General features: G+C 68.7%; 1 protein-coding gene. It reads right to left on the bottom strand.

Annotated features, from left to right (window positions below; translation table 11 throughout):
- Nucleotides 1-1,749 (bottom strand): type I polyketide synthase (locus ACWCSV_RS34545; protein WP_451149223.1); only part of this gene is annotated, 1,749 nt, incomplete at both ends.

The following is a 1,749-nucleotide window of genomic DNA, read 5'->3' on the forward strand; positions in this document are numbered from 1 at the left end:
CTCACCGCGCCCGCTACCGAGCACCACCGCACGGTGCTCCAACGCCGCACGCGTCACCGCCAACGACCACCCGACGTCACCGACCGACAACTCCGCCCGCGAAAGCGCGAATTCACGCAGCCGGCCAGCCTGACCCGCCAACGCCGCAGCACTCCGACCCGACACCGGCCAGGCCGAAACCCCCTCGGCCAGTACCGGAGTCACCCGCGGTTGCCGCTCGTCGGGTTCGGCGTCCGGCGCCTCCTCCAGGATGAGGTGGACATTGGTGCCGCTCACCCCGAAGGCCGAGACACCGGCCCGACGCGGACGCTCACCCGTCGGCCACTCCACCGCCTCCTGCAACAAGCGCACGTTGCCCGTCTCCCAGTCGACATGGGTCGACGGCTGTTCCGCGTGCAGGGTTTTCGGCAGCATGCCGTGCTGCAATGCCATCACCATCTTGATCACACCGGTGACGCCGGCCGCACACTGTGTATGGCCGATGTTGGACTTCGCCGAGCCGAGCCACAACGGCTGCTCCTCGTAACGCTCTTGGCCGTATGTCGCGAGGAGGGCGTTGGCTTCGATCGGGTCACCGAGTGAGGTGCCGGTACCGTGGGCTTCCACGGCGTCGACGTCGGCCGGCGACAACTGTGCGTTGGCGAGGGCCGCGCGGATCACCCGGCGTTGCGAAGGACCGTTCGGCGCCGCCAGACCGTTCGACGCACCGTCCTGGTTCGCCGCACTCCCGCGGATCACCGCCAGCACCTGATGCCCATTGCGCTGGGCGTCCGACAGGCGCTCCAACAGGACCATGCCCACGCCCTCGCCCCAGCCGATCCCGTCGGCCTCCTCGGAGAACGCCTTCGACCGGCCGCTCGACGCCATACCGCCCTGGCTCCCGAACTCCATGAACGCGCCGGGCGAGACCATCACGGCCACACCGCCGGCCAGCGCCATCGAGCACTCGCCCGATCTCAGGGCGAGCATCGCCTGGTGCATCGCCACCAGGGACGAGGAACAGGCCGTATCCATGGTCACCGCAGGACCGGTCAGGCCCAGGCAGTACGAGATCCGCCCCGAGGCGACCGCCGACACCGTGCCGATCAGGCGGTAACCGTCCAGGCTCCGGTCGTCCGCGGGCAAGCTCGCGTCGTAGCCCGCGTGGCTCGCGCCGACGAAGACGCCGGTCGCGGATCCGTGCAGGGACTTGGGGTCGATCCCAGCCCTCTCGATCGCCTCCCAGGAGGTCTCCAGCAGCAGCCGCTGCTGCGGGTCCATCGCCAGCGCCTCGCGCGGACTGATCCCGAAGAACCCCGCATCGAAGTCGGCCACGTCGTATATGAATCCGCCCTGCCGACGGTACGCCTGCCGCTGTCCGAAGCCCTCCTCGACTGCTTCCCAGCCCCGGTCGTTCGGGAATCCGCTGATCGCGTCCGTCTCGGCTACGAGCAGATCCCAGAACTGGTCGGGCCCCATCACTCCGCCCGGGTACCGGCATCCCATGCCGACGATCGCGATCGGCTCGCCGAGCGCGGCAGCCACGACCTGGACCGCACCCTCACTCCGGACCGCCTGCTCACCCACACCGACGAGTTCGCCTCGTACGTACTCCGCGAGGGCGGTGGCGTTGGGATGGTCGAAGACCATCGTGGAAGCCAACTTGACACCGACTTCCTTGGAGAGCCGGTTCCGCAACTCCACCGCACCAACCGAATCAAAACCCAGATCCTTGAACGCCCGCTGCGGCAGCACATCCTCAGCCGACTC

The sequence above is a fragment of the Streptomyces sp. NPDC001770 genome (genome assembly GCF_053596135.1).